Here is a 23,081-nt window from a genome sequence, read left to right as displayed (position 1 = left end):
AGAAACAATAAGGCGGTATCGATTATGGGACGAGTCACACCTTATTGAATTCCAATACTAAGGCACTCTTATACGAGTGAAAACAAATACAAACAGGTGTATTTAGTATCGTTTATAGCTGTTGAATGAATTACGAGAATTCGTGTTACGGTCTTCACGTGGACGTGCTTCCGCTACCGAAATGGTAAAACCATTCAATTCGCTTTCATTTAAATTGGAGATGGCACGAATACCTTCTTCTTTTTGAGCCATTTCTACAAAGGCAAAACCACGCGGACGACCGGTTTCACGATCACTGATGATTTTGGTAGAAGTTACTTCGCCATAGGCGCTAAACGCTTGGTTTAATTCAGATTCTGAGGTGTTATAACTCAGATTGGAAACATAAATGTTCATGATACTAAAATTGTTTTAAATTAAAATAGGCAGTACTGAAACGCCAAAACTGAAGAGAAAAAAGAGATACTTAAAACAAATTTTAAAATTCAGAACGAGCATTGGCAGAGAACCAATCGGGACAAAGGTAGGGCGTTAATTTGGATAATCGGGATTAAAAGTGATTTATTTTCAGAAAGTTAGCTTTTTGTCTTTGGATAAATTGCCCGCAAAAAAAGGTAATTGGTTATGAAATAGGGTCGTTAACAATGATTTTGCTTTCGAATAACGGTGCTTATAATTCAGTTGAAAAAAGTTGTGATGGGCAAGATATTTTTTCTATTTTTTTGGGTTGAAATAAAATAATGCCTTCAATGATGTAACAAATGGAATGGTTTGTCATCTAAAAAAGTAGGATGAATAAAACGGTTTTACATACGGCAGAAGGAGGTGCTATTCGTGTATCAAGCGTACAGGAATTTGATGCAGTAGTCGATTTTACCGCTTTCTCGGCAAAGTATGTCGTGAAAGGCTGCGAACATTACCGCATTCAAAACCGCACATATCCGGTTCATTCAGGGGAATACATTACGGGGAATTCCACGACGAATACAAAAATCACCATTGATAGTCCGCAACCCGTTTTGGGCATTTGTATCGATGTCAATCCCCTCAAACTCCAAGAAATCATCACCTTTGAATACGGACAGGAGAGTCCGCTCCAAGATTTTTTATTTACACAAGAACGCATGGTGAATCGGTACAATGCCCAACATACGCATTTGGGGTATGCCATTCGACAAATCGAACACTATTATGAAGCGCTTCGCACGGATACGCATCAACTGCACCCGGAAATATTTTATTCGTTGGGGGAGTGTATCGTAAAGGATCATGCGCAATTGATGCAGCAATTCCAACGGTTGGAGGTGGTTAAGCGGGAAACGTCACAACGCTTATTTGATTTTATCAATGATGCCCGTATATATATCGATCGTCATTTTTTAGAAGATATTTCTTTGATGAAAATGGCCGCTGTGGCAAACCTCTCCGAATACCATTTTATTCGACTTTTTAAAAAAGCCTTTCAACAAACGCCCTACCAGTATGTCTTGCATTTGCGTTTGATGCATGCGCATCAGATGATAAAAGACCAATTTAAAATTGCGGATGTGGCGATGCAAACCGGATTTACCGATACCGCCGCTTTCAGCAAAGCATTTAAAAAGAAATTTGGAATAGTACCCTCCCTGCTTTAATTCGCAATTTTTTACAACTTATTCCGATAGAACCCGATTACTTTTGAATTGTAAAACGTGGCTACACAGTTACGTGATTCATCGATGTATACATTGGTTAGTTTCAAAATTATAAACGAAAATTTAAAATCAATGGTTAAAATAATTCAAAAATGGCTTTCAATAAAAAAATTATAAAGGATAGTATTTTAGGGCTTTTATTAGGAGGGAGTATCGTTTATTTGTCTTATATCTGCATGTCAAAAACTATTCTAATGAAGATTCTTCCAAATGATAGTCTTACAGAGAATGTGATTTTTTTTACTTCCATCATGTTTGCACCTTTCGTTGCAATTATTCTTCACGAGTTAGGACATTTATTGGCAGGACTTTATCAAGGATTTAGATTGGAGTTATTTGTTGTAGGATTTTTGGGAATAAAACGAGAAAATGAAAAGGTTAAGGTATATTTTAATACCAATATTCAATATTTTGGTGGTGTTGCGGCAACCTCGCCAATAAAAATTATGACCGATGAAGTACTCATAAGAAAATATAGGATCATATTGTTAAGTGGTCCTTCATTGTCTTTTGTTTTTGGTTTAATCGCATTATTGATTTTATACTATTTCGATTCCGCACTAAACCCTTTTTTTGGTTTATTATCTATTACTTCTTTTGGTATTTTTTTAGCAACAACAATTCCGAATAAATCAGGAATATTTTTCACGGATAGAAAACGCTACCAAAGACTTATGGATAAGGGAGAAATTGGAAAAATTGAATTAGCATTTTTACAAATAGTGAATCAATCACTAACTGAAAATACTTATAAAAATCTACCGATTGAAAGGATACAAAAACTAAAAACTGACCAAGATAAAATAATTCAATTTTGGGGATATTATTTTGAATACCAGTATTTTATTGATAATAATAACATTCCTCTTGCGGAAACAGTAAAACAAACTCTTTTAAATTACAAGATTATAATACCAAGTGCTATTTGGAAAAGCTTACTTATTGACTAAAGAAATACTGTGACTCCCGCTATGATTGTTAGGAATATATTTGGAGAAAGATTAATTTAATTATAATCGTTTTATATTGATTATCGTAGTTGGTTTGTGACGACACATTTTGTTTCCATTTTTTAAACCTTAATAAACAGAAAACTATGCATCGATTAATTATTGTTTTTGTGATGATGGCCACTTCGTTGCTTTCAAAAGCACAAACAGCAAGTTGGCAAAAGTTAGTGACCGAATCCTATGCGGGCAAACAAGATGACATTACGTTTGTAGACCGCAATACGGGTTGGTACGTGAATGGCTATGGGCGCATTTACCATACCACAGATGGAGGTAAATCGTGGACCAAACAACTTGAGCAAAAAGGCTCTTTTTTTCGCACAGTTGTTTTTTTGGACGAGAAAGTGGGATTTGTGGGAACAGTAGGTACAGATTATTTTCCTAATGTGACCGATACCATTCCGTTGTATGGCACGCAAGACGGCGGGAAAACCTGGAAGCCCGTTGCGTATAAAGGACCCTATGTGAAAGGATTGTGTGCCTTTGATGTGGTCAAGGAACAGTACATCAATCACGGAAAAATAGATTACAAAACCCATATTTACGGCGTAGGCCGCGTGGGGAGTCCGGCAAATATCATGATTTCACATGATGGCGGAACAACTTGGACCTCCCGCAGCATGCAAGCCGATTGTAAAATGTTATTTGATATTAAAATGTTAGATAAAAACACGGGATTTGCCTGTGCCGCCACGAGTGAAGATATCACCCAATCCCATGCCTTAATTTTAAAAACTACCGATGGAGGGACAACCTGGAAAAAGGTCTATACATCCAATCGGCCGTATGAAACGACTTGGAAGGTGGCATTTCCCTCAGAGAAAGTCGGTTATGTGACTATTCAATCGTACAATCCGGATCCCAATGTCAAGCAACAGCGCATTGCCAAAACGGTGGATGGTGGCGAAACGTGGACGGAAATGAACTTGGTAGAAGATGCGGGTGCCCGTGAATTTGGTATCGGATTTATCGATGAGAACCATGGTTTTGTAGGTACAATGTCGAGTGGTTTTGAAACTTTAGACGGTGGTCAAACATGGCAAAAGATCGATATGGGTCGGGCGTGTAATAAAATTAGAATCTACAGAGATGCGGATAAGAAAGTATACGGTTACGCTATTGGGGTGAATGTGTTCAAGTGGGAGTAAAGCCTGCTGGAATTATAAATTTCAAATTAGCTATTATAAATTAAAGTCCTTTAATAAAGCCCATGGAAACACCAATTCAATGGAAGTCAATCGCGACCAACCAATATGCTTTGCTTTATGTCGATCAACCGAATTTGAAGGCGGTACTCACCTGTGATTTGACTAAGCATTCATTTACTTTGGAGGTGAATGGTAAAATCTACCGACTGCTTCGAAAAGGCTTTTGGAGTCAGACGATACAATGGGTGGATGATTTGGATTTTGTGGTTGTCGAATTAAAACAAGAAAACACCTTTGTGGGAAAATATTCCTTGCAATATGCCGATGAGTTTTATCAATTGGAGTTCGCCAATTTACCTTTAGTCACCCTACAACTCTACCAATCGGATACATTGCTGGCCGCTTATGGATTGGGCGTTGAAGACCAACGCGTTCAATTTGTGATGCGCAGTTCGGGAACAACTGCACCACTCTTGGAAGCGACATTATTTGCGTTGATATATCCGTATGCGCTGGAAAATATCGGATTTCAGGCTATGAACGTAATTGGTATTTAGTAGCTGCTATTTCGGTACTGTTTTGGGCTACATTTTTTCTTGGCTAAAAATACCCGATTGAAATAACTCAAGGTTTCAAAACCGCATTCTTGTGCCAAGTTGCTTATTTTTATTTCACTCTCACGCAGGAGTTGACAGGCGGCTTGTATGCGCATTTCATTGACATAGTCGGAGAAGGTTTTTCCAGTTGCTTTTTTAAAAAATTTGCAAAAGTTACTTTCGGTCATAAACACCAAATCGGCTACTTTCGACAGGGGAATCGGCTCTTTATAGTGCTCACTAATATATTGGCAAACGGTATTGATGCGGAGTTCTTGTTTGGGTGACACAATGGTGTGGTGGTTGTTGGGACAAATGGAACGATACCTCGCTTTAGAAATTGCGTGAAGTAGTGCAAGCAATCCCACCACGCGATCAAATCCTTCTGTTTGTGTTAGGGCTATTAACTTGCTTTCCCACGGTTTGGAATCTTGCAAATGCAAGCCACGAGAGGCTTGACTTAATAAAGATTGTACCGATTCACTTTCGGGCATGGCCAATACCGATTCTAAGGATGCTGTTCCAAATTGGATGACGATGGCTTCCACCGGTTCATTGTCTTGTGCTTTACTGCACCAAGTATGCGGAACGTTCTTACCTATCAAGACAAAATCACCCGCATTAAAATCTTCCAACGTATTGCCAATTAAACGGTATCCACTTCCTTTTACAATATACGTTAGCTCCCATTCAGGATGATAATGCCATTTGAATTCGAAGTAAGGAACTTCAAAACGGTAGGCATGTACACTAGAATTTCCTTTGTCTAAGGGAATGTTTTCAAATAGTGCTTTCATAGTGTATATTGTATAGAATATGATATAAAAGTAAAAAATAATTCATTATAGTGTTAGTTTTTGCCAAAATAGCTTTAAAACATACAACATTAAACGTCTAATTTTGATTGCACTAAACCTATTTCTTATAAAAATACATGATTGAATGAACTCGATACATCAATTGCCGGACTCCATTGCCACTTTTTTGGCAACTCCATACAATCTAACGTCTGATGATATTGCTTTTTATAATCAATACCGGTACATCAAATTAAAGTCGGTCTTGAACCATGAAACCGTAGATTTTTTTAATGCTAAAATTACAGCACAAGTTGACAGCATGAATCAAGAAAATCGTGCACTTGAAGATCGTTCGACTTATGGGAAGGCGTTTTTACAACTTTTCAATTTATGGTTAGAAAATCCTTTAATTAAAGAGCTTATCTTTAGTACACGCTTGGCTAAAATTGCTTCCGACTTGATGCAGGTCAACGGTGTTCGATTGTATCATGACCAAGCTTTATTTAAAGAGGCGGGTGGTGGTATAACTCCATGGCATGCCGATCAATATTACTGGCCTTTGGAGACCGATAAAACAGTTACCGTTTGGATACCCTTGCAACCAACACCTTTAGAAATGGGACCTTTAGAATTTAGTGCGGGTAGCCACACGATTGTTGAAGGCCGAGAGTTGGCCATCAGTGATGAAAGTGAGGAAGTAATACAAAAAAAGTTACGAGTAACTGATTTTAAACATGTGATTGAGCCTTTTGATTTGGGAGAAGTAAGTTTCCATTCGGGTTGGGTGTTCCATCGTGCAGGTGCCAACACTACTTCCTCAATGCGTAAAGTGATGACAGTCATATACATGGATAAGAATATGTTATTGAAAAATCCTGATAATCGGAATCAAATTCACGATTGGGAGACCTGGTGTCCCGGTGCCAAAATTGGCGAAATTATCGATACGCCGCTTAATCCTGTATTATACTCCCGATAATATGAAGATACACTATCTGTGCACCTATTGGGGGTGTGAGTCGCTAAAAGCGCGAGATTTTTTGAAAAAAGTGACCGATCATGGTTATGATGGAGTGGAAATTAATCTACCAAATGATCCTGATTTTGTTTTAGAATTTTGTGATGAATTAGCAACACTTCGAGCTACAACGCATCCCGGTTTTTACTTTATCGCACAACAAGTAGCCACCCACCGAACGGAAAGTGTTGCAGAGTATTCCCAACGAATGCTTGACCGTTTGGAATACCTGACTACTTTACAACCCAATGCAATTAATTCCCATACGGGTAAGGATTATTATAGTTTTACTGAGAATTGTAAACTATTAGAGCAGACCGAACAATTAACTAAAGCTTCTGGAATTCCCATTTGGCATGAAATTCATCGGGGTCGATTTTCATTTCATTTAAAGTCGTTAGTGGATTATTTTGAGGTATTTCCTCAATTAAAGTTGGTTGCTGATTTTTCCCATTTCAGTGTAGTGTCCGAAAGTAATTTAGCAGACCAACACGAATTATTACAAAAGGTATTTCCCCATATTCAACATATTCATGCTCGAATTGGATTTGAGCAGGCCGCTCAAGTTAATCACCCCTTTGCACCAGAGTGGTCCGGTTATCTCGAACTTTACTTGAGTTGGTGGAAAACCATTTTAGGGTACCATCAAAAGCGTGGACTTGAATCGTTTACCATTACACCCGAGTTTGGTCCTTATCCTTACATGCCCTTGAAGCCCTTTACTCGCGAGCCACTTGCTTCACAATGGGATATTAATATTTCCATGAAACAATTTTTGCAAAATAACATTTAACGATGAATAACAACCATTCAATGCCTTTACGATTTATTGCTTTCAGCGCAGCACTGGGAGGATTACTTTTTGGATATGATACCGCTGTAATTTCTGGTGCAATTGGAGATTTAACGCGCTATTTTCAACTTTCTACAATAGAAACCGGATGGGCTATTTCTAGTGCGCTAATAGGTTGTCTATTGGGTGCTCTAGTATCGAACTATTGTAGTTCACAATGGGGACGTAAGAAAACCATGTTGTTGGCCGCTTTTCTTTTTATTCTTAATTCTATTGGAACCGCAGTACCGGATACTTTTATTGTCTTTGTCATTTTTAGGATACTAGGAGGTGTTGGGGTCGGACTTGCATCAATGGTTGTGCCCATGTATTTGGCTGAGATTGCTCCCGCGGATCGGCGAGGCGCATTGGTTGGTTATTACCAATTGGCCATTGTTATTGGGATTGTAATGGTTTATTTCGTGAATTATTTTATAGCCCTTCAAGGTGATGCTTTTTGGAACTTGACGCAAGGTTGGCGTTGGATGTTTGGTTCGGAATTATTTCCGTCGCTCATCTTTTTAGGCTTTATTTTTCTTTTGCCCGAAAGTCCTCGTTGGTTATTAATGAAAGGAAGAACTAACGAAGCAAAACTAGTACTATTTTCCATAAATTCGAAAGAGGAATCTCAACGGGAACTTCTAGAAATAGAACAATCATTGCAGTCAGATAATCAATATGCTTGGCAAAGTATTCGTCAACCCATATACCGAAAAGCATTGTGGGTAGGGATCGGACTTTCCATTTTACAACAGCTTACAGGAATTAATGCTATTCTTTATTATGCTCCTGAAATCTTCAAAAGTTTAGGGAGCTCAACAGAGGCTTCCTTATTGGAAACCACCACTTTGGGTGTTGTTAATTTAATTTTTACACTACTAGCCATTCGTTGGGTAGATCGGAGGGGGCGAAAACCGTTGCTTTATCTCGGTTCTGCAGGAATGACCCTTGCCTTAATGGGTGTGGGGCTGTTGATTTATTTTCAAGTTGAACGTACTATTGTTTTGCCTTTCCTATTGCTTTTCATGGCCTCATTTAGTGTTTCATGGGGACCGGTAGTATGGGTATTATTATCTGAAATATTTCCCAATTCCATACGAAGTCTGGCATTAGCAATTAGTGTTTTTATACAATGGATTACTAATTTTTTGGTGACTCAGTTTTTTCCAATGTTAGTCAATAATACTTGGGTGCCAATTTCTCTAAGGGCCGCTTTTCCCTTTTTTGTGTTTGCGGTACTTTGTTTTATTTCTTTGCTTTTTGTTTGGAAAAAAGTACCCGAAACCAAAAATACTTCACTAGAACAAATGGATGAATTATGGAAATAAAATCAATTTTACGATTTCTGTTTTTATGTTGCATTTGTCACAACACGGTTGCACAATCGTTAGTGGATGAGGTCAATGTATTTATCGGAACAGACGGAACGGGTCATACGTTTCCTGGTCCATCCATGCCTTTTGGAATGGTTCAACCTGGACCCGACACCCGTGATTATGGGTGGAATCACACGAGTGGATATCAATATAAAGATACTGTTGTTTTGGGTTTTTCTCAAACACGTTTCAGTGGAACCGGCATTAATGAGATGGGGGATGTTTTGCTTCAGCCCATTCATCCCAAGAAAAAAAATGTTGCCCACATTCTTAATAAAAAAACCGAACAGGGAAAAGTAGGCTATTACCAAGTGACTAAAAAAGATGGCGTAAAAGTTGAACTCACCTGCTCGGAACGAGTTGCCTTCCATCGGTATACATTTCCAGAGCAAGAGGGTCAAGTTATCGTCGATTTTCAACACGGATTGCGGTTTGTTTTTGATGAAAAAAATCCCAAAAAGTACGTAGTCGATAGTGCGGTAAAAATTGAAAATTCTACGACAATTTCAGGGTATTGTACCACAGAAAATTGGGTTAATCGTACCTATTATTTTACACTTACGTTTGATCAACCTTTTAGCACATCTACAAAACTTGAAGCCAACCCTAATGCTAATGCCCCAAAGTATTTACTTGATTTTAAATTGCCAAAGAATCAAGTGTTGCAAGTGAAAATAGCACTTTCAACTGTGGCAATAGATGGTGCTCAAGCCAATGTACAAACTGAAATTCCACATTGGGATTTTGAACAAGTAATGCAATACAATCAACAAACTTGGCTTAGGTATTTAAAACGAATTACGATCGAGGCACCTTCAAAACAGCGTGAGATTTTTTATACTTCATTGTATCATTTTTTATTACAACCTTCAAACATAGCTGATGTAGATGGGCGTTATCGGGGGGTGGACGGAAAAGTTCAATACGCTCCGCAAAACGAATATTACAGTACTCTTTCTATTTGGGATATTTACCGTGGAGCTTTTCCATTGTTGCAAATTCTAGTTCCAGAGAGAGTTGATGGCATTATTAATACTCTTTTACGGCATCACAAAGCCAAAGGTTTTTTACCGATATGGACTGCTTGGGGGCAGGATAACTATTGCATGATTGGCAACCATGCTATTCCGATGATACTATCGGCTTACACCAATGGTTTTCGCAATTATAATGCAGAAGAAGCATTACAAGCTATGGTTGAAACGTCTACTCAATCACATATTAATTCCGATTGGGAATTGTACAACCGTTATGGTTATTATCCGTTTGATAAATTAGACAATGAATCGGTTTCCCGAACTTTAGAAAGTGGATATGACGATTGGTGTGTAGCTACAATGGCGAAGTATTTGGGAAATGAGTCCATCAAGACTACATTTATGAAACGTGCCAATTACTATAAAAATTTATTTGATACGTCCACTACTTTTTTTCGAGGAAAAGATTCCAATGGGAAGTGGCGAACACCCTTTGATCCACTAATGGCAACCTCGCCACTTAATAATCCAGGTGACTATACAGAAGCTAATGCTTGGCAGTATTTCTGGACACCTGCCCAATATGATGTAGAAGGAATTATAAAATTGTTAGGTGGACGAAAATCATTTACAAAAAAACTGGATGCTTTTTTTTCTACAACGGCAATCGCTCCCAATAAGTTCCTTGGTCAAGAAGCTATGATTGGACAATATGCGCATGGGAACGAACCCAGTCATCACATTATTTATCTCTACGCTTGGACTGACACTCCCCATAAGGGACAAATGTATCTGAATAAAGTTATAAGTGATTTTCACAATAATACTCCTGATGGTATGATTGGTAATGAAGATTGTGGACAAATGAGTGCTTGGTATATTTTCACCACGCTTGGATTTTATCCTGTTAATCCTGCAGATGGTACGTTTGTTATGGGAACACCCCAAGTAAAGAAAGCTGTGATTCATTTGCCAAATGAAAAAGAATTTAAAATTGAAGCCCTTAATTTTTCAGCAAAAAACCGATACACTTCCGTACAATATTTAAATGGAATCCCTTTGAAAAAACCAAAGCTCAATTTTAAAGAAATCAGTAACGGAGGCTGCTTACAATTTGAAATGTCTAGACCATGAAACTAAATGTGTTTTACCTTTTATTACTCTCAACCAGTGGTATTTTTGCCCAACAAGAATCAGAACAATTCCAATCCCTACCCTTTGGAAGTATCCAACCGCGGGGCTGGATTCAAGTACAAATGCAAAATGATTTGAATGGGTTTGTGGGCCATTTGGACGAATTGGTTCCGGATTTAATAAATGATCCGATTTATGGTTCGGGACGGTTACAGCTCCATTCCAAAGCCAAAGATTTGGGCAATTTGAAATCGGGCGATGCGGCAGGGGACGACCAATACAAATGGTGGAACAGTGAAACGCAGTCCAATTGGTGGGATGGTTATATTCGCCACGTCCTCTTACTTCAGGATGCCAAAGGGTTGGCCAAAGTGAACGACTACGTAAATCGCATACTCGCGACCCAAGATGCCGATGGCTATTTGGGAATTTATGATCCCGAACTTCGGTACCGTTTTCAGTCGGAGAATGGCGAGTTGTGGGCGAAAGCAACCTTGTACCGCGGCTTATTGGCGTATTACGAGTATACACATGATATAAAAGTTTTGGAAGCAGTGACCCGTGCGGTTCAAAATGTAATGGACCATTATCCTATCCATCAATCGAGTCCGTTCAGTTCGGGGAATTCGTTCAACGGCGGGGTTTCCCATGGTTTGACGTTCACCGATGTGTTGGAACGATTATATTTCTACACACACAATCCAAAATACCGGGACTATGCTGTATTTCTCTATGAAGATTTTTCAGCTACCCATCAATCCGAAACGGATGCACAATTGGAAAGCATTCGCAATCCGAAGTATCGGTTAAAGTCGCATGGTGTGCATACTTATGAGCATTTACGGGCGTTGATTATTGCGCGCTATAGTGGAGCAAATCCTATTTATGTCCAGGCTTTATCAACCTATTTGCATCGCATCCAAGAGGCAACAACAGCGAGTGGCGGACCCATTGGCGATGAATGGATTGCTGAACGAATAGCCGATGCCACACATACAGGTTACGAATATTGCTCCCTCCATGAATTGTTGGACAGTTACGGTTTGTTGTACCAAAAAGAAGGAAAATCCCAATGGGGTGATCGCATCGAACATTTGTTTTATAATGCGGCGCTAGGGGCAAGACATCCTGAAAAGTCGTGCATTGCGTATTTAAAAACTGATAATTCCTATGAAATGATGGGGACAAAGAATGGGGAAATCGAACCCGATCGCAAGCAAACGCGCTATAAATATTCCCCTGCACACCAAGATGTCGCCGTTTGTTGCAGTCCGAATGCCGGGAGAATTACCCCATACTTTATTCAAAATGCTTGGATGAAAGAAAATGAGTCGGCTTTGGTGGCCACATTATTATTGCCTTGTATGGTGCAAACGACATTACATGGAAGAAGTGTGCAAATTGAAAACACCACAGCCTATCCGTTTGATGATACCCTGCAATTCACCATCTCACAGTCGGAAGCGGGTATGTTGACCCTAAAAATTCGGAGACCGCATTGGGCTAGTTCATTTGAAACGAATGAGAAATACGCTATGGAAGACGATTTTATTGTCATCCAACGGCATTTTGCTGTGAAAGACAGTTTTCAAATTCGATGGAATACCACTGTTCAAATGGAAACGACAGCACAAGGTGAAGTCTTTTATCGACGGGGTGCATTGTTGTATGCTTTACCCATTCCAGCTCGGGAACATCAGGAGCGAACTTATAAACCGGGGTTTACGGATTTTACCTATAACGCAATGCATTTTCAGCCGTATCGTTATGTGCCCAATGCACAGCCAATTTGGAAAGCTAATTCTATCCAAACCCAATTGTTCAATTCCCAAACGCAGCAATTGGAAACCGTTACTTTAATTCCTTTTGGGAAAACAATTTTACGGCAACTGACTTTTTTGAAGTAAATAACTATTACGAACTACACGACAACATCGAACATCCCACTTTGGTACGCGCCCAGTCGGGTCGTTTGGCAAACCATTTCTCGTGTTCGGGTTGTTCATCGTAAGGCTTTTTAAGGAGTTCGTGCAATTCGTGAATCAAACTAAAATCGTCTTGATTGGCTGCATCAATGGCCAATTGCGCCATGTAATTCCGCAACACATATTTGGGATTTACTCGGTTCATGGCTGCTGCCCGTTCGGCATCCGATTGGGGTTCCAATTCAAGTCGGTCAAGGTAACTTTGGAATGCATCCAACCATGCCGTTGCTACCTCACCCGCACATTGACTCGGCGTATAAAAGGCATCGTTTACTCGTGCCAATGCGGCTTCCGGACTGTCTGTTTTTTGTACGGTAGCCAATAAACGGAAGAAGATGGTATAATCGGTTTCTATTTTTTCTAAACAAGTTAAAAAAGCACCCACCACTTTTTCGTCTGATTCGAGCACAGTGGCGAGTCCGAGTTTATCGCGGTTCATTTGCAAAAAAGCGGCATCAAATTGGCGTCCGTAGGCATTTAAGACCGCTTCCAAGGTTTCGGCGGCACCAATCAACGGATACAACGCATTGGCCAATTGGATGAGGTTCCACAGCGCTACATCGGGTTGGTTGCCATAGGCATAGCGGTGGTGCTGACTGTCGGTGGTGTTGGGTGTCCAGTTGAGGTTGTAGTCTTCCAGCCAACCGTAGGGTCCGTAGTCAATGGTAATTCCGTGCACGGACATGTTGTCGGTATTCATCACGCCGTGTACAAATCCGACGCGTTGCCATTCCACCATCAATTGTAGGGTTTTCTCACTAACGTTTTTAAAAAAGGCGGTATATTTTTCGGGGCCTTCACTCGTAATTTCGGGATGGTACTCGCGAATTACGAAGTCGGCCAACTGTTGGAGTTGTTCCTGTTCTTGGCGCGCGGCGTGGACTTCAAAGCTCCCAAAGCGGAGGAAAGTTGGGGCAACTCGGCACACGACAGCACCTTTTTCATAGTCGGCATTGCCATCATACAGCATGTCGCGAAGCACTTCATCACCGGTTCCGATTAGGGATAAGGAGCGAGAAGTGGGTACGCCCAAATGGTACATCGCTTCGGCACACAAGTATTCCCGAATGGAGGAACGCAATACAGCCAAGCCATCCCCGCGACGGGAATAGGGTGTTTTACCCGCGCCCTTGAGTTGGAGTGTCCACAATTGGTTGTGGTGTTCCACTTCGCCCAAAACAATCGCCCGACCGTCACCCAATTGTCCGGCCCAATTCCCAAACTGATGTCCGGCATAATTCATGGCAAAAGGACGGGTATCGGGATAGACTTCTTTTCCGGAGAAATAGTGTAAAAAGTCAGTGCTTTTGGTGTCGGCTTCTTCCAAACCAATGCTTTCCGCTACTTCGGCAACCGCATGAATAAGATACGGTTTACTGGGTATGCGAGGCGTCACATACGAATAATCCGCTAAGGGTACTTGGCGCACAAAATTCGCGGTTTCCGGGTCGGGGGTGAGTGCCTGTTGAAAGCGTGGGATGAAGTGGAACTTTTTCATGATACAAAGATAGGTTTTTTTGGGCTGCTAAGAATCTGAGCTGCTGAGCTACTGAGCTTTTGGGAGTTTGCAAAAATCAAGCTTTATTCTTTGAATTGTTCAGTCGTTATTTTAATTATCTTTGTGCCACAAACAAACCCAACCCATGATTACCACGGCATTAAAAACCGAATTGGAACACTATTTTGAGTTCTTTCGCAACGGCATTATTGGCATTGACCAAGAATTTGAAACGCCTTTTGGAACCAAACCCTTAATCTATACCGACTGGACGGCGAGTGGCCGATTGTACCGACCCATTGAAGAAAAGTTGATGAATGTGTTCGGACCCTTTGTGGCCAATACCCATACGGAAACGACGGTTTCGGGAACAGCGATGACTTTGGCCTATCATGAAGCCAAGCAAATCATTAAACGTCATGTGAATGCCAATGAAAATGATGTGTTGATCAATACGGGAACAGGGATGACGGGTGTGGTGAACAAGTTCCAACGCATCTTGGGTTTGAAAGTCCCCGAAAACTTAAAAGATTATCTCAATTTACCTACCGAATTAAAACCGGTGGTGTTTGTGTCTCACATGGAGCACCATTCCAATCAAACGTCGTGGATTGAGACCATTGCGGATGTGGTGATTATTCCGGCGAATGAAGACGGTTTGTTTTGTTTGGAACAATTCAAAAAAGTAGTGGCCCAATACGCCGACCGCAGTTTCAAAATTGCTTCGATAACTTCGTGTTCCAATGTTACAGGCATTCGCACGCCCTATCATGAAGTGGCGAAAATCATGCACCAAAACAACGGCGTTTGCTTTGTGGATTTTGCCTGTTCGGGACCCTATGTGCCGATAGATATGCATCCTACCGATCCGGAAGCGTATTTGGATGCGATTTTCTTTTCGCCGCATAAATTCTTGGGCGGACCCGGGACTTCGGGCGTGCTGATTTTCAATCAAAATTTATACAAAAATAATGTACCCGATTGTCCGGGTGGCGGAACCGTGAGTTGGACCAACCCGTGGGGCGAACATAAGTACATTGACAATATTGAAGACCGTGAAGATGGCGGAACGCCGGGCTTTTTACAAGTGATCAAAACCGCTTTGGCGATTCAATTGAAGGAAGAAATGGGCGTGGAGAATATTTTGAAGCGCGAACATGAATTGGTCGACTATATTTTTGAACAATTATCACCCATTGAAAATATTACCTTGTTAGCGGGCCAACACCAAGACCGTTTGGGGGTGATTTCGTTTTATATTCACGATTTGCATTATAATTTGGGGGTAAAAATCTTGAATGATCGCTTCGGCATTCAAACCCGTGGCGGCTGCAGTTGTGCGGGAACCTACGGGCATTATTTATTGCATGTGGATCAAGAAACCTCCCATCATTTGACATGCTCCATTGACGAAGGTGATTTAACCCAAAAACCGGGATGGATTCGCATGTCGATTCACCCCACTACGACTACGGCTGAAATCGAGTATGTCTGTTCGAGCATCATTGAATTGGCAGCTCATCACCAGGAATGGGCAGCGGATTATGTGTACAATCCCAAGAAAAACGACTTTACGCATAAAAATGCTGTTGCGGTAGAGAAGGCGATGGTGCGCAATTGGTTTATTTGAAATTGAAAATTTGAATAGGAAAACTCAGAAGCTCAGTAGCTCAGAAGCTCAGCAACTCAGCCTCTCAGCAGCTACTTCAATAACTTCTTCAACGCTTCATATTCACCCGACTGTCCAAAATCGGCGTCGTTATAGCGTTCGCCAATCATTTGGTGGCGTTGGCAATCGAAACTAATTTTCGCAGAACCGATAAACTTTCCTTTTTCACGGAAGACCAATACATCGGTATACCCTGATTGGCAGGTGGGTTGGATGGGTTTTGAGGGATCGCGTTTGGAGAATAAATGTTCGATTTCTGGGTATAATTTAGGGTCTAAAATTTCCTTTTGGTATCCTAAGATTTCCATGTTTTTGATGAATAAGGTATCCTTAGTTGACACGGGGATATTTCCGGTGACAATTTGCAACAAACCTTGTTCCATTCGGGTTTTGTCTTCTTTGCCAATGATACTGTCTAAAGCCGCTTTGGTGTAGGGAACAGTATAATGTTCGACCTGATCAAATTTAAAAAAAGGTAAATCACCCGTAGGTTCAGTAGTCGCTGATTTTTTACACGAAGTGGCAATCAAAAGGGTGAATAGGGCAAGGACAATTCGTTTCATTGTAAGGATTTTTTATTCGGGTGAAGTTACGAATAATTACGGTTTATCCGAAGTACGAACCGGAAGTGTTTTTCCAATAAAATTATAGGTAACGGTCTGCGAAACTTGAATACACCAAAACCCTTCTTTGTTTTCAAAAAGATAAAAATCGGACGACGGATGTTTATCCAAGCCACAACCGGGTCGATAGCCTTCATAGATAGCATGTAAAACGACACCTTCTTTTTTGATGGTACGGGTGTTGTTGAGGTACACATATTCGTTATCGGTGGCGTAAGGTTGGTACTTTTCGTAAACGAGTTGCGGTACATTTTCAACTACTTGTAATCCATGGTTGCGGTTGTACACATAGGTATGTGTTTTATCAGAGCAATAAGGATAGCCCATCCGAAAAGTGGTGGCATCGGCTTGTGTAATATGGTCGCCCCAATAGATAGCCCCCATGGCTTCCACCAATTTGTAATCATAGATTTTGCAGGGATATAATTTTCCATTAATTGGAGCGATGTGTTGGGTACCGTTTTTAACAAGCGCAAGTTGATTAGGAGCTACATTCGTGTACACTTTATTTTCAAGAATATCATAAACTTGATTACTGTAAGCCAAAAAGCGAGAGGCATAAGCCAAAGCCACCGTTTTATCATTAACCGAAATCGAATAATGAAAAGGAATTTTGCATTGGATTACTTTTTGAAGCTCTTCATCCCATTTACGGTAATAAATCCCTTTTTTATCGTAATAATAATCAGAATGGGGAATTGTGCCAAAGCTTGCTGCATCGAGAGAAAATTCACAAAGTAAGCCCCCTAAATATATTTTTGTTCCCACTTTAATCCAATGATAATTACCGGTTTCCCATATTTTGATGTTCTTACGTGCGGTGTGGGGTATGTTGATTTTGGTAAGGCCGTAGTAAATGTTTTTATGGTCCATTGCATACGATTTTGAAAGGGATTGTAAGGAAGCGGCATCCATCGCAGGAATGGGTTGGAGAGTTTGAAGGTTAAGGACAACCGACTTTGTTTTACCGAGATAATTGTTCACATAGGTTATTGTTTCCCCTTTGTAGCGCAACGGTTCTCCCATTTCATAAATGATTTTCCCGTCGGAAATCCGTGCCTCATTAAGGTAAATAACCGATGCAGGTGCTACATTCGGTAGTTTTTTTCCAAGATAAAACACCTGATTTTTATCTAAAGTATACCGGTCAGCACTGGAATACAACATTTTAAAACTGGCCACATCGATATCTGTAATTTCTTGAGTGTCTAAAAACAAGTGATCGCGGGTCTTCCAATAGTATTTAGTGGGTGCTTTGTATTCGGGATCGCGGCGTTCACCAATTACCTGAAATCCTGTGGTGTCCACGGGAACGAATTGGCCGTCAAAGTAAACGCCTTGGTCATCTAAACCAAATCGGCGCGTGTAATCTTTGGTCGAAAGGCGAAATGTTTTCGGATTGGCGGTTAACACTAGGGATGTTGCAGCATCTTTTTGATAGACTACACGATTGGGTTGGATAATAAATCGCGGACTCACCAAGCCCCGACCAGAAAAAGCAGTGAGTGTGGTGTCTTGCCTAGCGATTTGGAGGGTATCCCCAGTTTGTGCCTTTGCCCAACTTCCCATCAAGAAAACGAATACTAAAAATAAGGATCTCATACAATGAAAGAGGACAAAAGTGAGGAAAAGGTTGGATTACTACTTAATAATTCTTTCTAAAATTTTTAGATTAAACTCTAAACTCTAAACTCTAAACTCTAAACTCTAAACTCTAAATTCTAAAATCTAAATTTAGTTGTTACCAAAACTTCCACCAAGGTTTAATTTCGGGTTCGAGGTAGCCCATCGGATTTTCTACTTTATCAGGAGCATATCCTTTGTGGTACTTCAGAATGGTCAAGAAAAGTGAGAAATATTCTTGGGTTTTGGGGAAGGTTTCATGGAGGTAAAAAGCTGTCAAATTGAGTTGGTCACTGGAAAAAGTCGTGTACCATTCCACCACAAAATCGATGATATGTGGACGTAATTCTTCGTTGTAAGCCCCCAAGCGCAAATAATAATCCAAGGCATGGTTACCGCGTGGAGTTTTTTCAGTGCGAATGATTTTTTCGAGGAATTCGAGCTGCTCTTTTTGGTATTTCGAACCGATAATGGCAGTGATGGCATGCAATAGGGTGTCGCGTAACGGTTTCTCCTCGGTAGCCGCATTTTCTGCCATAAAAATCAAACTGATGGTATTGAAATGTTCTTGTTGTTCTGCATATTTACCATAAATCTCCAGTCCTTCAATGATACTACCGTCTTTGGTTTGTTCATGTTGAAGAAAGGCTTTGGCACCGGTTCTGAGTTCGTGGTAAATTTCCAGGTATTCGGTTGTATTTTCCATACGCTTCAATTAGGGGAGTTGCGGAATTTCTCGGGGATCATTTTTATAAATCTGCTGAAAACCGGCTTGTTCGGTTGGTGTCAACAAGAAAACCGACAAATCATTGGTACCTTCATACAGGAGGTAAAACTGCTCGTTGCAATTTTTAGCTTTCAAAAGAGCATTGATTTTTTTGAAAAAAGTTTTAGGGCCAGTGGTCCAATACGTGCCGTCTTTCAACTCTTCTGATGTATATAATGGGATTTTTTCATTTTGAATTAAAACAGAAAAACTTTTCTCAGCGTCGGGTGCAGGGGCCACTGAAATTTGGATATTTCGTTTGGCCAGCATGCGTTTAATTTGGGTATTGAAAAATTTAAAATCAAATTCGGTCAACGCTTCAGCATCGACGAACGCATATTTGTTGGTATTCTCGTCGTAAATATTGAGTTCGCTCTCCTTTACAGGTTTTTTGGTTTCCGCATAGTTTAAGAAACCGCCCGATAGGAGTTGCTTGTTGAAAGCTTCAGGAGAAAGCGCAGGTTGATTCGCTAATGAATCGCTAACCGAAGTCGTTGCTTCTGTAACGGATTCTTGGGTTTTGGATTGGCAACTCAAGAGCACACTTAGTGTTGCTAGGAGGACTGTTTTTTTCAAAAGAAAAGGATTATTGGACGCGTAAAAATACGAATTCTCGCTAATCAAAACTTTTTAATTCATTCATAAAGGCTCTTAAATTGTCTTCTTTGGAATTGTACGTGATGGGAATACTAAGTTTGTCCAATTGTATAGCTTTTAAATCTTTGGTTAAAAGTAGTTTTTGTAAATCGGGTGTGATTTTAATTTCTAAGGCGTATTGTTGGCTGTCATTGATGGTTTCTTCCAGGTGAATAAAATTCCATGCAGTTAATTTCACTACCGATTTATCCTCAAAAAGCAATTGGATTTGTGTCACTTTTGTATTTTTTAAAAAAGTCACCAGCACCATTTTCTTTTCAATAATCTTGGCTTTATTCATTTCAAAACGCAGTTCGAGTTGGGTATTCGGGTGCGTTAATTCCATCACCATATCGATGCGGTCTCCGGGTTCGCGGATATCGGCTTGACTAAAAAGAAGTTGGGTCAACAGGAAAGTAAAAACAAATACAAAAGTGCGCATAACGGTTGGTTTTTTGGTATAACGCATTTTTTGTACGAAAAGTATGTAGAAGCTGCTAAGAGACTGAGCCGCTATGCCACTGAGTAAAATAGTGATCAGTTTTTAGTAATCAGTGATCAATGATCAGTTTTGTGTGTATAAACTGCGCAGCAATCTTCAATTGGAAGTAGATCCTCATTTGATAGAAATGCCACAATGCTCCATAAAAAAAGCAGCCGAAGCTGCTTGTGATTATACGTGAACGGTCCATCCAAACGGGTCGTCTTCGAGTTTGTATTGGATGTTGGTTAATTTTTCTTTTAAGAACAACGCCATAGGTTGGTCCTGTGGAGTCAATTCATAATAATGCTCTTGGTATTGGAAGCCTTTGATCGGACTCACGACTGCGGCTGTACCGGCACCAAACATTTCTTTTAAACTACCGTCTTGCGCCGCTTTCACGAGTTCGTCAACGGTTAGCGAACGCACGTCCACTTGAATTCCCTCTTTTTGTGCGATATCCAATAGCGATTTACGGGTTACACCGTCTAGAATTCGTTCACTGGTTGGAGCTGTAATGAGTGTATCGTTGATACGGAAAAACACATTCATGGTGCCCGCTTCTTCCAATTTAGTGTGCGTGGCATCATCGGTCCAAATGATTTGTTGGAACCCTTGTTCGTTGGCCAATTTGGTTGGGTAAAACTGAGCAGAATAGTTTCCGGCTGCTTTGGCCGCACCAATACCGCCGTTGGCTGCCCGACTGTAATGTTCGGCGATGATTACTTTGACTTCTCCCGAATAATACGATTTCGCAGGCGAAAGAATAATCATAAAACGGTATTGTGTGGAAGGTTGCGCAATTACTCCAGATCCAACAGCAATCATAAACGGACGGATGTACAAAGAATTTCCATTACCGCCTTTTACCCACTGTTCTTCCATGGCCACTAATTGTTTAAGTCCGCCAATAAAAATATCCTCAGGTACCTCAGGCATGGCCAATCGGGTAGCCGATTTATTAAAGCGATCCATATTTTGATCGGGACGGAACAACCATACTTGATTGTTGGCATCACGATAGGCTTTCATTCCTTCAAAAATGGCTTGTCCGTAATGGAAAACCTTGGCAGAGGGATCAATTAGAAAGGGTTCGTAGGGTTTAATTACAGGTTTTTGCCATTGCCCTTCTTTGAAATCACAAACCAACATGTGATCGGTGAAAGTATTTCCAAAAGTAAGATTGTCAAAATCTACTTGGGCAATTTTTGAGTGGGACGCTTTTATAATGTCAATCTCGGGTGTGTTTTCTGTATTCATCGTAATCATTTGGCCCCGTTTTAAAGGGGATAATAAGCAGTTCGTGTGTTGTTTTGGTTTTCGGCTAAGCTAGTAAAAAAAAGGATAAGTTGGCATAGCCTACACGGAATATGTTGCGGATTGCGACTATAATTTTGATTCTGTTTAAATTAATCAAAAAAAAGGGCAGAAATAGAGCCTATTTTCGATAAGATGATAACTTTGTATCCAATTAAACATTTTAACCATGAAAAAAATAGGAATTCTGTTGGTAGCAGCCTTGTTGATTGTAGGTGTTTCCATTTCAGCACAAGAAAAACAAAAGAAAACAAAAAAGGCGCAATCGGCCTATAATGCGGAAGATTATAAGCTGTTCGGTGATAAATTTGAAATGAAAAATGTGTTGAGCGAAAAGCAAATGTTGAAAAAATACAAAGGATTGAAAAAAGGCGATACGTTAACTGTTGTTTTCAAATCGAAAATCAATTCTGTTTGTAAAAAGAAAGGCTGTTGGATGCGTTTGGATTTGGGAGGAAAAGAAGAATCGTTTGTACGTTTTCAAGACTACGGATTTTTTGTACCCTTAAATGCCGATAATTCAGAAGCCATTGTAAAAGGGAAAGCTTTTGTGGATGTGGTTTCCGTTGAAGAACAAAAGCATTATGCAAAAGACGGAGGCAAATCCAAAGAAGAAATTGCTAAAATCACCAAGCCTGAAATTACCTATGCCTTCACTGCTACGGGTGTTTATTTGAAAAAATAAGGATGAAATTACGTTTATTAGTTTTTATCACTATAAGTACTCTTTTTTCTTGTCAAAAGAAAGAGGAAACCGTTAAAAAGGAAGCTCCCAAAAAAGAAGCATGCGCAAAACCTAAAGTGACCAAAGATGCTGACGGTTTTGAAATGTATGAGATGACCGAAATGGCAGCGTTAATGGAGCAAATGTATGTGGATAACAAACGGTTACGCGAGCGAATTATCAAAGGCGAAACGGTGGGAAGTTTTCCCGACCATTATTTGAAAATCCATACGGCTGAGATGACCGATCCTTCAGAGAATGATGCGTTTTTTAAAGCAAGAGCCAAAGCGTATATTGAGGCCCAGCAGCTTTTATACAAGGATTCCAAAAATGCGAAGGAACATTTTAATGCGGGCATCGATGCCTGTGTACAATGCCATGAACAGAAGTGTGGCGGACCTTTAGTTCGGATTAAAAAATTATATATCAAATAGTGAAACGCGAAATTGTACAAACCGGTGACGGTTCGACCACCATTCATTTACCCGAATGGGAAGAGAGTTACCATTCCAAACACGGTGCCGTACAAGAAGCCTATCACGTTTTTGTACACAGCGGACTTTCGTTATTTGACGGGAAGTCCGTTGCTGTTTTAGAGATTGGCTTTGGCACCGGACTCAATACTTTCATCACGTGGATCGAACACCAAAAGCGCCAACAAACGATTGATTATGTGGGAGTAGAAGCCTATCCCGTACTGCCTGAAGAAGCGGCTTTAATGAATTATCCTTCGGCGTTGCAAGCATTGGAACAGCAGTTTATTTTTGAACAAATGCATGCGATGGAGTGGGAGAAAGCGGGTAAAGTCTCGGAACAATTTACGTTAACCAAGCGCCAACAATTTTTTCAAGATATTGCTGATGTCGACCGTTTTGATTTGGTGTATTTTGATGCCTTTGGTTTTCGGGTCCAACCTGAATTGTGGGATGTGGCTATTTTTCAAAAAATGTTTACCGCATTGCGAAAAGGTGGCGTTTTGGTAACGTATGCGTGTCGGACCTCCATTAAAAAGGCCATGTTGGAAGTAGGCTTTGAAGTCGAAAAATTACCGGGCGCTCCTGGAAAGCGCGAAATGTTAAGAGCATTTAAAAAATAAGTTAAATCGATAAACGGTAATAAAAAAATACTATTTTTGATATACGATTAATTCTAACCGTGACGTTCTTATCCCAAA

Annotated in this window: 22 protein-coding genes; 13 read left to right on the top strand and 9 right to left on the bottom strand. The window is 40.3% G+C overall.

The annotated features are described in order from the left end of the window. Positions 1-102: 102 nt before the first annotated feature. A complete protein-coding gene (locus tag OLM45_RS11120) occupies positions 103-396 on the bottom strand; it encodes an RNA recognition motif domain-containing protein (protein WP_129462100.1) in 294 nt (97 codons plus the stop codon). A 395-nt stretch (positions 397-791) separates the two neighbouring features. On the opposite strand from OLM45_RS11120, the gene OLM45_RS11115 reads away from it, so the two are divergent. The 4 genes from OLM45_RS11115 (at position 792) to OLM45_RS11100 (ending at position 4,409) form a co-directional block, all read left to right on the top strand. Next, positions 792-1,634: a helix-turn-helix domain-containing protein gene (locus tag OLM45_RS11115; RefSeq protein WP_264510156.1), complete on the top strand. Its 843-nt coding sequence runs from the start codon at positions 792-794 to the stop codon at positions 1,632-1,634. A gap of 152 nt (positions 1,635-1,786) precedes the next feature. Next, positions 1,787-2,644 (top strand): M50 family metallopeptidase, encoded by an 858-nt coding sequence (locus OLM45_RS11110; RefSeq protein ID WP_264510155.1) that lies wholly within the window; start codon positions 1,787-1,789, stop codon positions 2,642-2,644. Positions 2,645-2,790: 146 nt separating this feature from the next. Next, positions 2,791-3,852 carry a WD40/YVTN/BNR-like repeat-containing protein gene (locus tag OLM45_RS11105; protein WP_264510153.1) on the top strand — a complete coding sequence of 354 codons (1,062 nt, stop codon included), beginning with the start codon at positions 2,791-2,793 and terminating at the stop codon, positions 3,850-3,852. Positions 3,853-3,914: 62 nt separating this feature from the next. Further along, on the top strand, positions 3,915-4,409 hold the full coding sequence (locus OLM45_RS11100) for a hypothetical protein (protein ID WP_264510151.1): 495 nt from the start codon (positions 3,915-3,917) through the stop codon (positions 4,407-4,409). Here the strand turns inward: OLM45_RS11100 and OLM45_RS11095 are convergent. Further along, on the bottom strand, positions 4,406-5,245 hold the full coding sequence (locus tag OLM45_RS11095) for an AraC family transcriptional regulator (protein WP_264510149.1): 840 nt from the start codon (positions 5,243-5,245) through the stop codon (positions 4,406-4,408). The two genes, OLM45_RS11100 and OLM45_RS11095, sit on opposite strands and share 4 nt — an antisense overlap. Before the next feature lie 145 nt (positions 5,246-5,390). Here OLM45_RS11095 and OLM45_RS11090 point away from each other — a divergent pair, with 145 nt between their 5' ends. The 5 genes from OLM45_RS11090 to OLM45_RS11070 are packed head-to-tail and all read left to right on the top strand — an operon-like array spanning position 5,391 to position 12,492. After that, on the top strand, positions 5,391-6,227 hold the full coding sequence (locus OLM45_RS11090) for a phytanoyl-CoA dioxygenase family protein (RefSeq protein ID WP_264510147.1): 837 nt from the start codon (positions 5,391-5,393) through the stop codon (positions 6,225-6,227). Between the two features lies 1 nt (position 6,228). Then, positions 6,229-7,059: a sugar phosphate isomerase/epimerase gene (locus OLM45_RS11085; protein ID WP_264510145.1), complete on the top strand. Its 831-nt coding sequence runs from the start codon at positions 6,229-6,231 to the stop codon at positions 7,057-7,059. 2 nt (positions 7,060-7,061) lie between these two features. Then, positions 7,062-8,426: a sugar porter family MFS transporter gene (locus OLM45_RS11080; RefSeq protein ID WP_264510143.1), complete on the top strand. Its 1,365-nt coding sequence runs from the start codon at positions 7,062-7,064 to the stop codon at positions 8,424-8,426. Then, positions 8,417-10,585, top strand: a complete 2,169-nt coding sequence (locus tag OLM45_RS11075) for a GH92 family glycosyl hydrolase (protein WP_264510141.1) — start codon at positions 8,417-8,419, stop codon at positions 10,583-10,585. Before OLM45_RS11080 ends, OLM45_RS11075 begins: the two co-directional genes overlap by 10 nt. Further along, positions 10,582-12,492 (top strand): glycoside hydrolase family 127 protein, encoded by a 1,911-nt coding sequence (locus OLM45_RS11070; protein ID WP_264510139.1) that lies wholly within the window; start codon positions 10,582-10,584, stop codon positions 12,490-12,492. The genes OLM45_RS11075 and OLM45_RS11070 overlap by 4 nt, the downstream gene beginning before the upstream one ends. 7 nt (positions 12,493-12,499) lie before the next feature. Here OLM45_RS11070 and OLM45_RS11065 read toward each other — a convergent pair whose 3' ends face one another. Further along, on the bottom strand, positions 12,500-14,068 hold the full coding sequence (locus OLM45_RS11065) for a protein adenylyltransferase SelO (RefSeq protein WP_264510137.1): 1,569 nt from the start codon (positions 14,066-14,068) through the stop codon (positions 12,500-12,502). Between the two features lie 145 nt (positions 14,069-14,213). On the opposite strand from OLM45_RS11065, the gene OLM45_RS11060 reads away from it, so the two are divergent. Then, the gene (locus tag OLM45_RS11060; RefSeq protein WP_264510135.1) at positions 14,214-15,698 is read left to right on the top strand and encodes an aminotransferase class V-fold PLP-dependent enzyme; all 1,485 of its coding nucleotides are present in this window, start codon (positions 14,214-14,216) and stop codon (positions 15,696-15,698) included. Positions 15,699-15,769: 71 nt separating this feature from the next. On the opposite strand, the gene OLM45_RS11055 is transcribed toward OLM45_RS11060, so the two are convergent. The 6 genes from OLM45_RS11055 to OLM45_RS11030 all read right to left on the bottom strand — a co-directional run bounded on the left by OLM45_RS11055 (position 15,770) and on the right by OLM45_RS11030 (position 21,126). After that, the gene (locus tag OLM45_RS11055) at positions 15,770-16,300 is read right to left on the bottom strand and encodes a hypothetical protein (protein WP_264510133.1); all 531 of its coding nucleotides are present in this window, start codon (positions 16,298-16,300) and stop codon (positions 15,770-15,772) included. 36 nt (positions 16,301-16,336) lie between these two features. Further along, positions 16,337-17,962 carry a DKNYY domain-containing protein gene (locus tag OLM45_RS11050; protein ID WP_264510130.1) on the bottom strand — a complete coding sequence of 542 codons (1,626 nt, stop codon included), beginning with the start codon at positions 17,960-17,962 and terminating at the stop codon, positions 16,337-16,339. A 139-nt stretch (positions 17,963-18,101) separates the two neighbouring features. Beyond that, positions 18,102-18,689 carry a hypothetical protein gene (locus OLM45_RS11045; protein WP_264510128.1) on the bottom strand — a complete coding sequence of 196 codons (588 nt, stop codon included), beginning with the start codon at positions 18,687-18,689 and terminating at the stop codon, positions 18,102-18,104. A 9-nt stretch (positions 18,690-18,698) separates the two neighbouring features. Further along, the gene (locus OLM45_RS11040; protein ID WP_264510126.1) at positions 18,699-19,325 is read right to left on the bottom strand and encodes a hypothetical protein; all 627 of its coding nucleotides are present in this window, start codon (positions 19,323-19,325) and stop codon (positions 18,699-18,701) included. Positions 19,326-19,365: 40 nt separating this feature from the next. After that, entirely contained in the window at positions 19,366-19,827 is a 462-nt protein-coding gene (locus OLM45_RS11035) for a hypothetical protein (RefSeq protein WP_264510124.1), read from the bottom strand. Positions 19,828-20,058: 231 nt separating this feature from the next. Further along, positions 20,059-21,126 carry a branched-chain amino acid aminotransferase gene (locus OLM45_RS11030; protein ID WP_264512975.1) on the bottom strand — a complete coding sequence of 356 codons (1,068 nt, stop codon included), beginning with the start codon at positions 21,124-21,126 and terminating at the stop codon, positions 20,059-20,061. Positions 21,127-21,352: 226 nt separating this feature from the next. Here OLM45_RS11030 and OLM45_RS11025 point away from each other — a divergent pair, with 226 nt between their 5' ends. Genes OLM45_RS11025 through mnmD form a run of 3 tightly spaced genes read left to right on the top strand, consistent with a single transcriptional unit; the run spans position 21,353 to position 23,003 of the window. After that, on the top strand, positions 21,353-21,868 hold the full coding sequence (locus OLM45_RS11025) for a DUF4920 domain-containing protein (RefSeq protein WP_264510122.1): 516 nt from the start codon (positions 21,353-21,355) through the stop codon (positions 21,866-21,868). Between the two features lie 2 nt (positions 21,869-21,870). Continuing rightward, positions 21,871-22,341 carry a hypothetical protein gene (locus OLM45_RS11020; RefSeq protein ID WP_264510120.1) on the top strand — a complete coding sequence of 157 codons (471 nt, stop codon included), beginning with the start codon at positions 21,871-21,873 and terminating at the stop codon, positions 22,339-22,341. Beyond that, entirely contained in the window at positions 22,341-23,003 is a 663-nt protein-coding gene (gene mnmD, locus OLM45_RS11015; RefSeq protein ID WP_264510118.1) for a tRNA (5-methylaminomethyl-2-thiouridine)(34)-methyltransferase MnmD, read from the top strand. The genes OLM45_RS11020 and mnmD overlap by 1 nt, the downstream gene beginning before the upstream one ends. The last annotated feature ends 78 nt before the right edge of the window (positions 23,004-23,081 follow it).

Origin of the sequence: Flavobacterium sp. N1719, from assembly GCF_025947045.1 — a bacterium.
GTDB lineage: Bacteria > Bacteroidota > Bacteroidia > Flavobacteriales > Flavobacteriaceae > Flavobacterium > Flavobacterium stagni.
Note: the sequence above shows the minus strand (reverse complement) of the source record. Positions and strands in the feature narration are given on the sequence as shown.

What these genes read in the sequence shown, in the direction of transcription:
- OLM45_RS11120 (WP_129462100.1), bottom strand. Translation starts at nt 396, where the DNA reads ATGAACATTTATGTTTCCAATCTGAGTTATAACACCTCAGAATCTGAA.
- OLM45_RS11115 (WP_264510156.1), top strand. Translation starts at nt 792, where the DNA reads ATGAATAAAACGGTTTTACATACGGCAGAAGGAGGTGCTATTCGTGTA.
- OLM45_RS11110 (WP_264510155.1), top strand. Translation starts at nt 1,787, where the DNA reads ATGGCTTTCAATAAAAAAATTATAAAGGATAGTATTTTAGGGCTTTTA.
- OLM45_RS11105 (WP_264510153.1), top strand. Translation starts at nt 2,791, where the DNA reads ATGCATCGATTAATTATTGTTTTTGTGATGATGGCCACTTCGTTGCTT.
- OLM45_RS11100 (WP_264510151.1), top strand. Translation starts at nt 3,915, where the DNA reads ATGGAAACACCAATTCAATGGAAGTCAATCGCGACCAACCAATATGCT.
- OLM45_RS11095 (WP_264510149.1), bottom strand. Translation starts at nt 5,245, where the DNA reads ATGAAAGCACTATTTGAAAACATTCCCTTAGACAAAGGAAATTCTAGT.
- OLM45_RS11090 (WP_264510147.1), top strand. Translation starts at nt 5,391, where the DNA reads ATGAACTCGATACATCAATTGCCGGACTCCATTGCCACTTTTTTGGCA.
- OLM45_RS11085 (WP_264510145.1), top strand. Translation starts at nt 6,229, where the DNA reads ATGAAGATACACTATCTGTGCACCTATTGGGGGTGTGAGTCGCTAAAA.
- OLM45_RS11080 (WP_264510143.1), top strand. Translation starts at nt 7,062, where the DNA reads ATGAATAACAACCATTCAATGCCTTTACGATTTATTGCTTTCAGCGCA.
- OLM45_RS11075 (WP_264510141.1), top strand. Translation starts at nt 8,417, where the DNA reads ATGGAAATAAAATCAATTTTACGATTTCTGTTTTTATGTTGCATTTGT.
- OLM45_RS11070 (WP_264510139.1), top strand. Translation starts at nt 10,582, where the DNA reads ATGAAACTAAATGTGTTTTACCTTTTATTACTCTCAACCAGTGGTATT.
- OLM45_RS11065 (WP_264510137.1), bottom strand. Translation starts at nt 14,068, where the DNA reads ATGAAAAAGTTCCACTTCATCCCACGCTTTCAACAGGCACTCACCCCC.
- OLM45_RS11060 (WP_264510135.1), top strand. Translation starts at nt 14,214, where the DNA reads ATGATTACCACGGCATTAAAAACCGAATTGGAACACTATTTTGAGTTC.
- OLM45_RS11055 (WP_264510133.1), bottom strand. Translation starts at nt 16,300, where the DNA reads ATGAAACGAATTGTCCTTGCCCTATTCACCCTTTTGATTGCCACTTCG.
- OLM45_RS11050 (WP_264510130.1), bottom strand. Translation starts at nt 17,962, where the DNA reads ATGAGATCCTTATTTTTAGTATTCGTTTTCTTGATGGGAAGTTGGGCA.
- OLM45_RS11045 (WP_264510128.1), bottom strand. Translation starts at nt 18,689, where the DNA reads ATGGAAAATACAACCGAATACCTGGAAATTTACCACGAACTCAGAACC.
- OLM45_RS11035 (WP_264510124.1), bottom strand. Translation starts at nt 19,827, where the DNA reads ATGCGCACTTTTGTATTTGTTTTTACTTTCCTGTTGACCCAACTTCTT.
- OLM45_RS11030 (WP_264512975.1), bottom strand. Translation starts at nt 21,126, where the DNA reads ATGAATACAGAAAACACACCCGAGATTGACATTATAAAAGCGTCCCAC.
- OLM45_RS11025 (WP_264510122.1), top strand. Translation starts at nt 21,353, where the DNA reads ATGAAAAAAATAGGAATTCTGTTGGTAGCAGCCTTGTTGATTGTAGGT.
- OLM45_RS11020 (WP_264510120.1), top strand. Translation starts at nt 21,871, where the DNA reads ATGAAATTACGTTTATTAGTTTTTATCACTATAAGTACTCTTTTTTCT.